The organism is Zhongshania sp., from assembly GCF_041623545.1.
Classification (GTDB): Bacteria; Pseudomonadota; Gammaproteobacteria; order Pseudomonadales; family Spongiibacteraceae; genus Spongiibacter.
In genome coordinates, this window is record NZ_JBFJWS010000172.1 from 1 (window position 1) to 6744 (window position 6744).

The 6744-nt window shown below is 51.5% G+C and carries 7 protein-coding genes; 3 read left to right on the plus strand and 4 right to left on the minus strand.

The window, feature by feature from the left end; genetic code table 11:
• From ABYT30_RS13480 to ABYT30_RS13490, 3 genes are all read left to right on the plus strand, one after another.
• Positions 1–394: SDR family NAD(P)-dependent oxidoreductase (locus ABYT30_RS13480; RefSeq protein ID WP_373096967.1), on the plus strand; the 394-nt coding region annotated here is incomplete at its 5' end.
• Between the two features lie 374 nt (positions 395–768).
• Positions 769–1575 (plus strand): esterase/lipase family protein, encoded by an 807-nt coding sequence (locus ABYT30_RS13485; protein ID WP_373096969.1) that lies wholly within the window; start codon positions 769–771, stop codon positions 1573–1575.
• A gap of 128 nt (positions 1576–1703) precedes the next feature.
• Complete coding sequence (locus ABYT30_RS13490) at positions 1704–3137, plus strand: wax ester/triacylglycerol synthase family O-acyltransferase (protein ID WP_373083207.1); 1434 nt, start codon at positions 1704–1706, stop codon at positions 3135–3137.
• 12 nt (positions 3138–3149) lie between these two features.
• Here ABYT30_RS13490 and ABYT30_RS13495 read toward each other — a convergent pair whose 3' ends face one another.
• The 4 genes from ABYT30_RS13495 to ABYT30_RS13510 all read right to left on the minus strand — a co-directional run.
• Positions 3150–4535 carry an alpha/beta hydrolase family protein gene (locus tag ABYT30_RS13495; RefSeq protein ID WP_373096971.1) on the minus strand — a complete coding sequence of 462 codons (1386 nt, stop codon included), beginning with the start codon at positions 4533–4535 and terminating at the stop codon, positions 3150–3152.
• A gap of 59 nt (positions 4536–4594) precedes the next feature.
• On the minus strand, positions 4595–5110 hold the full coding sequence (locus ABYT30_RS13500) for a nuclear transport factor 2 family protein (RefSeq protein WP_373082319.1): 516 nt from the start codon (positions 5108–5110) through the stop codon (positions 4595–4597).
• Positions 5111–5138: 28 nt separating this feature from the next.
• Complete coding sequence (locus ABYT30_RS13505) at positions 5139–5900, minus strand: SDR family NAD(P)-dependent oxidoreductase (protein ID WP_373082318.1); 762 nt, start codon at positions 5898–5900, stop codon at positions 5139–5141.
• A gap of 37 nt (positions 5901–5937) precedes the next feature.
• A partial coding sequence (locus ABYT30_RS13510) for an SDR family NAD(P)-dependent oxidoreductase (protein WP_373096973.1) occupies positions 5938–6744 on the minus strand: 807 nt, incomplete at its 5' end.

Genomic DNA, 6744 nt, shown 5'->3' on the forward strand with positions numbered 1-6744 from the left:
GTTGATTGCGGAGGTCTTGAGATCCTCTTTGGCTAGCGCCAAGGGGCTGATTATTAACCAATCTTCGATCGCTAGCTATGCGCCAGCGACCGTGTACGGAGTGACCAAAGCGGCGTTGAATTCGCTTACCTACGGTATGGCGAATGTCTATTCCGAAGACGGAATTAGGGTGAATGCCATTGCGCCGGGCATTATGGAAACGGCGGCTAGCAAGCAGAGCTTAAGTCAGGAAACCTATGACCGGGTGCAGGCTATGCAGCTATCAGATCTTCATGGCAAGGCCGAAGATATTGCTAATTTGGCGATCTTCCTTGCCTCGGAGGAAGGGCGGTTTATTAACTGCGAAATTGTAAATTGCGACGCCGGTAGCCGCTTGCGAGGGTGGCGGGCTTAGTCACCTTATTTATGTTAGTTATGGGCGGGAGCCAGCTCGTTGGCGACATAGCGCTGGCCTGATTGCGGTGCGCTTTTCTCCTGTGGCGTAGTGCTAAGCCTCCCTTTTTTTTGAGATTGATTATAAAAATATGCAGTTTAAAGGTTTTTTTACGGTTTAATCGTGGTTGTCAGCGTCGGTTAACTGGCTGTTTTTAAAAACATTTTTTTTGTAGCCGTTTGGTGCGGTGATCGACGTAGGTAATATACGCAGCCGAATTACTTTAATACTTTCCTAAAAGCGTTTAATTTAGTTTATGCTTAATTCATTGGATTATAAAAAGACTAATAAATGAAATGCGCAATCTGCTGTAGGGCTTGCGCGGGAGATGTTAAATGGCCGTAAGTAATAAGCTCCGTCTTTTCCATCGTATTATTGAAGTTCGCGCATTATATGAAGCTGCCGCATTCACTGTTCTCAAACCCCTGCTTCACGACAGCCGTCATGGCGACGGCCACGGCGTTATGGTTATTCCCGGTTTTATGGCCAACGATGTTCTAACAGCGCAATTGCGCGGCTCCCTAAATCTTATGGGGTATACCGCGGTGGGTTGGGGTAATGGCGCAAATTTTGGTATGCGTAAAGATGTCTTTGAAAAAACCATGAAAGAAGTGAGGCGCCTTAACGCAGAAACGGGTGGGCCAATCACATTAATAGGGTGGAGTCTGGGTGGTTTTTACGCGCGTGCTCTTGCCAATAGTGAACCGGATTTAATTCGGCAGGTGATTACGCTGGGTTCACCCTTTAATGTTTCTCTTGTGGCGACAGATGCAATTGAGAGTAAAAATGTTCGCAGACTGTATAAATTATTAAACCCTGCCGATCATGATGAGCTGTCGCATTATTCTGAATTGGTCAATAAAACACCGCCGGTGCCATTTACTTCGGTTTTTACTTGCAGTGACGGTATTGCCGATTGGCAGATGTGTGTAGACAAGAGTGAGAGTGATCACTGCCAGAATATTCGTATTCGCGCCAGTCATGCAGGTATGACTCACAATGCTTTAGTGTTGTATTTGCTACACAAGTTGCTTCCGCAGCAGCGCGATAATTGGAAGCCATTGCGTCTAGGTAAAGTAGCCCGAAACTTGTTGCAAATGACCAGCTTTACCAAGCGGGCGATCGCACCGAGAATGGCGTAGTTGTCACGTATTGAGTCGAGAGTCATTTTTACTATTCAGAAACAAAGGTGATTTAATGCGCAGGCTTATGTGCATTAATTGGGTTGGCACTCTATAATTATAAATTCGCCGATCATTTTGGAGCGTTTATGCTGCAGTTTAACCCTATCGATGCCGCGCTATTATTTTTAGAGAGCGCGGGAACCCCGTTTCATGTATCAACTGTCAGTGTCTACGATCCCTCGACGTGTCCGGGTAAGCCGCCGAGCTTTGAAGATATTGTTGAGGCAGTGCGGGTGAGTTTGCCCGCCGCGCCGGCGTTTCGTCGAAAGATTGTGCGGGTGGCCTTTGATGTTGATCACCCTTATTGGGTTGAGGACAAAGACTTCGACTTGGATTTTCATATGCGCCATATCGCGCTGCCCAAGCCAGGTAACTGGACGCAGTTTCGCGAACAGGTGTCGCGCTTAATCTCTAGGCCCCTCGATCTAGCGCGAGCGCCGTGGGAGATGACCGTTATCGAGGGTTTAGATGGCATTGAAGGTCTTCCTAAAGGTTGTTTTGCCACCGTGCTAAAAGTGCATCACTGCGCGGTTGACGGTAAGACGGGTGTGGCAATCATTAATGCGCTTCACCAAGATAGCCCAGATAAAATGCCTGCTGTTATCGAAGACAATTGGCAGCCAGAGGCCGAGCCGTCCAGTTTGAGTTTAATGCGTCGCGCGGCGATCAACAGTATTCGCAGCCCTTTTGTACTGGTTCGTCCAGTGTTAGCGAATGCAACCGCATTGGTGAAGAGTGTATTCGCGCAAAGTAGCGAAGACGATATTGACTTGAAAGCGCCGCCCAGCATGCTCAACGGACCGATTTCGGCACATCGAATCTTTGATTACGCAGTTTGCTCACTCGAAGATATGAAGCGAGTTCGGCGTTCGGTGGAAGGCGCAACAATTAATGATGTTTGTCTGACAATCGTTGCACAGGGCATGCGTCGCTACCTCGCCGCTAAGAAAGGTTTACCGAAAGAGTCCCTTGTTACGGTGGTGCCAATCTCGATACGCACCCCAGACAGTGCCGACGCGACGGGTAACCAGATAGCGATTACCCGAGTATCAATGCGCACCGATATTGCCGACCCCATTGAGCGGCTGCGTTCAATTACCGTGCAGACTGGCAAGAAAAAGGCCATGCAAGACGGTGTGGTGATGTCGGTATTGCTGAAAGTGGTTTATAAACTACCCGGCGCATTAATCGGCGCAGTTGCGCGCGCTGTACCCCTTGTGGTGGCTAACGGAAGTTCATTTTGTAATACGATGGTGACAAATGTGCCGGGGCCAGCGACGCCAATCTATTTTCTTGGCGCTAAAGCAGTAAAACTATTTGGCAGTCCACCGCTAATGGATGGCGGCGGTGTATTGCATAGTGTTGGTAGTTATAACGGCCAGTTCATGTTCTCGTTTGTTGCCTGTCGCAAGATGGTGCCCGATGCTGATTTTTATCGTGAATGCCTTGAAGTGGCCGCGCAGGAAGTCATTGCTGCGGCAGACAAAGTGAGTGCTGCCGCCGACAAAGAAAGCGTGTAAGGACTCCGATTGCTAAGGCGCGCATAGCGTTTTAGCAATCGCTTCATCGATCAGTGTTCGCGGTGCTTTTTGCATCAGTGCCGATACATGCCCACCTGTACACCAGCTAATCTTAGGTTGCTGCCAATGCTGCCAAAGTGCGTTGATTTGTTCGATCGGAACAAACTGATCACCGGTAGCGGCGAACATGAAACGGCAATCATGTGGGACGCGTGGCTTGAGTGATAAGGGCGAGACAACGCTCTGGATCGCGCGGTCACGGTCAGCATCATAGCCCGCCGCTGCCATTAGGCGTCGTTCCAAGGAGCTGGCTAAATAATCTCCGGTTGCCATCATATCCGCGGGTGGCACGCCGGCGATAACGCAATCTAAATTGTCTTCAATGCTTGCCAATACCGCGCTGGTGTAAGCGCCCAAGGAAATGCCGGAGATGCCTATTTTCGTCGCGCCCTGTTTGCGAATCCAGCCTATGAGCCTGCGTAGATCCCAGATTGCCTGGGACTCAGCGTGAACAAAATCCATCGGCGACAAGGCCATGAATTTCGCACCATTAAATCCTTTGGGGGCGCGTGGGCCATGTACCGGCAACGTGAATAAAGCAATGTTTACCTTCATCGTTGCAAAGATATGCTTGGCTCTAAAGGCGGCAAAATCTTGCTTGGGGTTGCCCATGCCAAAGCCATGAACGCAAATTAACCACGGCGCGGGTTCTTTTCTGCGTAGTATCAATGCATGGCTTGTTTTGTTTTCCGTGTAGCTCAGCCAGCGGTCACTTCCTGGTAGCGCGGCGGGCGGCAGATAGCCGCTTTCCACTTTAAGGTATTCGCACTCTAATCCGCCAAGCCGTAAGCTCGTAATCTCACAAGATTCTATCTCGGGCGGCTGTTGGTGATAGCTTTCTGGTTTGTCTAGCCAGCCATTTTTAATAAATATTTCGTGGGCTGCCTTGGATTCGGCAACCACTTCGGTGAGTAAGGTGGCTGACGGCAACGGTGCAAGCCACGCCATGAGGCTTAAAAAGGCGTTGTCTACGGCCACTTTGGCGCTGTAGGCCAGGTTGGGTAATGGGGCGGGTATATCCTGCAATTTAGGTTGCAGATGTAATTGGAACCAACCGCTAGCAATAAACGCGCAAATAGAAACACCAAACATTGCGGCAGCAATTAGGGCGCCGTAGCTCAGGGCGATGGGGAATGCCAGCAGGGCGCCAACGACGCCGCCGAGCGCCGCGTGTTGCGGGCCACGCAGATCGGGGTTGAGTAACATTCGCATGCCACCGGCAATCATTAATGCCGCCGGCAATGTTGTAAAGATGAGAGCATTTTTGGCGTAGTAGCCGCTATAGATAAGTAGCGTAAGGCCAGTTGCAAGTGGAAGCCATGCGCTAATAAATCTCATATGCCACATTTTTATTGGTACCTATATTGGGTGATTAATCATGTCTAACTGAGCAATGGTTAATGGCGAGCGCCGCGCGCAAAAAGTGCGCTGCTCAATAGGGTCGCGCTGGGGTCGGGCGCGCTCTCTGTTGGGGTGACAGGACGTTGGCTGCGCAGGTCGTAAGACACAACACGTTGTGCAAAGCGCCAGCGGCCGTCGTCTTCTTTGCGGTAGCGGTCGATATAGCGAACGGCCATGGTGTCTTCGATCCAGCCGCCACTGCGATCGGGAATAATATGGTAGGCAAGTGCGTAGACTTCACCTTCGCCTTCATTGCCGTTAACAGAAATTAAATGGTTGCAAATGTGGTGACCGCTATAGCGCATATAAGGGAATGCATTTTCTAAAAAATCTACGTAGTCTTCGGCGCAACCATCAAACGTGTCGCCGTGAGTATCGGTGGCATCGTGAGTGTAAAGATCACGTAGCAGTGCGGGATCTTTGCGATCTACGCCGCGAGAGTACAAGGCCACAAGTTCGCGTATTGCGTCTTTGGCAAGCAAAGTGTTGAGGGCATCTTGGTCGATATTCATTTACGAACTCCTTTAGCGTTGACACGATTTAACCGGCGGTTATCCCGTTGTCGATATTGATAACCGCGCCGTGATAGCCTGCGGCGGCGTCGGTGGCGAGAAACGCGACCATCTCGGCTACGTGTTCGATTTCCACTAAGCCTCGCAGGGGTGAATAGCGCTTCAATAATTCTGGGTCGGGATTGCGTAAATTGCGAAAACCTTGGGCAAGCTCGGTCATCATGCCGCCGGGCGCTACGCAGTTAAAACGTATGCCTTGGTGCATGTACTCCATTGCAAGTGATTTAGTGAGATGTGTTAGCGCTGCTTTACTTGCCGTGTATCCGGCTAAGTAGGCCTGACCCATATGTGCGGCGCAGGACGTGACATTGACGACGGCGCCCTTATTGGCGAGTAATTGTGGCAGGGCGGCTTGGATTAAATAGAATGGTGCACTGAGATTTACAGCGAGGGTTTTTTCCCACTGGATATCGTTCATTTCGGCACTGTGGCAGGGAATAAATACCGCTGCGATATTGCACAGGGCGTCGAGTCGGCCGCAAGATTCTAGCGCGGCGGTAACTGCCGCGCGGCAGTTATCTGCGCTGCTTAAATCGGTCGCATAGGCAAGTGCGTGAACGCCAATATCGCGACATTCCTGCGCTGTTTTTTCAAGTGCCCCGGCGTTGATGTCAACTAGGCAAACATCAGCGCCGGCACGGGCCAGCGTCAGTGCCGTGGCCCTGCCGAGTCCCGCCGCGGCGCCGGTAATGAGTGCGGCCTTGCCATGCATGCTACTGGGCGCGGGCATGATGCTTCTCCTTTGGAATAGGGGCATGAGGGTGATGTTACTGTGCAAAACTAAAGCCGCCGTTAACCGGGTAGGTTTGCCCAGTAATCCACGCGGCGGCATCGGAACACAGAAATAAGGTCATGCCGGCAACGTCTTCGCCTTGACCAAAACGGCGCAGGGTGTAGCGCGAGAGTTGTGATTTTACGCGATCATTCGCGTAAAAAGCCGCCAATTCGTCTTCACTTAATTGGGGCTCTAACGTGGACAGTGAAATGGCGTTGGCGGTAATTCCATAGCGGCCCGCCTCCTTAGCGATTGAGCGCATAAAACCGTTGGCACCCGCTTTTGCCGCCGAGTAGGCGGCGAGACGTGCTTCACCGACGCGGCCAGAGTCCGATACTATTGTCACAATTCGCCCCTTACCCTGCTTAACCATGCCGGGTAACGCAATATGGCAGCAATTCATGACACCCTTTAAATTGGTGTGAAAGAATCGGTCCCAATCCTCTGGCGCGCTTTCCCAAAATAGTGGCGAGAGTTGCATCGTCGCTGACGGCCCAGCATTCCCCGCATTATTGACTAGCAGTGTGATCGGGCCTAGCGCCTTCTCTGCGAAATGCATTGCGGCCTGAACTGACGCGTGGTCGCCAACATCAGCTTGGGCGGCCACGGCGGGAATGCCTAGGGCGAGTATCTCGTCGGCAACGGCTTGGGCCCGCTCGCTTACAAAATCGTTAACGGCGATGCCGCCGGCATTATGGTGCGCCAGCGCCAAGGCTATTGCTCGACCGGCGCCTTGGCCCGCGCCGGTCACAAAGGCGATTTGGCCGTTTAAATCCAATGGGTCTTTGCCAATCATTGA

Excerpts from the sequence above, each read along its gene's own strand:
- ABYT30_RS13485 (WP_373096969.1), top strand. The coding sequence starts at position 769 with ATGGCCGTAAGTAATAAGCTCCGTCTTTTCCATCGTATTATTGAAGTT.
- ABYT30_RS13495 (WP_373096971.1), bottom strand. The coding sequence starts at position 4,535 with ATGAGATTTATTAGCGCATGGCTTCCACTTGCAACTGGCCTTACGCTA.
- ABYT30_RS13505 (WP_373082318.1), bottom strand. The coding sequence starts at position 5,900 with ATGCCCGCGCCCAGTAGCATGCATGGCAAGGCCGCACTCATTACCGGC.
- ABYT30_RS13500 (WP_373082319.1), bottom strand. The coding sequence starts at position 5,110 with ATGAATATCGACCAAGATGCCCTCAACACTTTGCTTGCCAAAGACGCA.
- ABYT30_RS13490 (WP_373083207.1), top strand. The coding sequence starts at position 1,704 with ATGCTGCAGTTTAACCCTATCGATGCCGCGCTATTATTTTTAGAGAGC.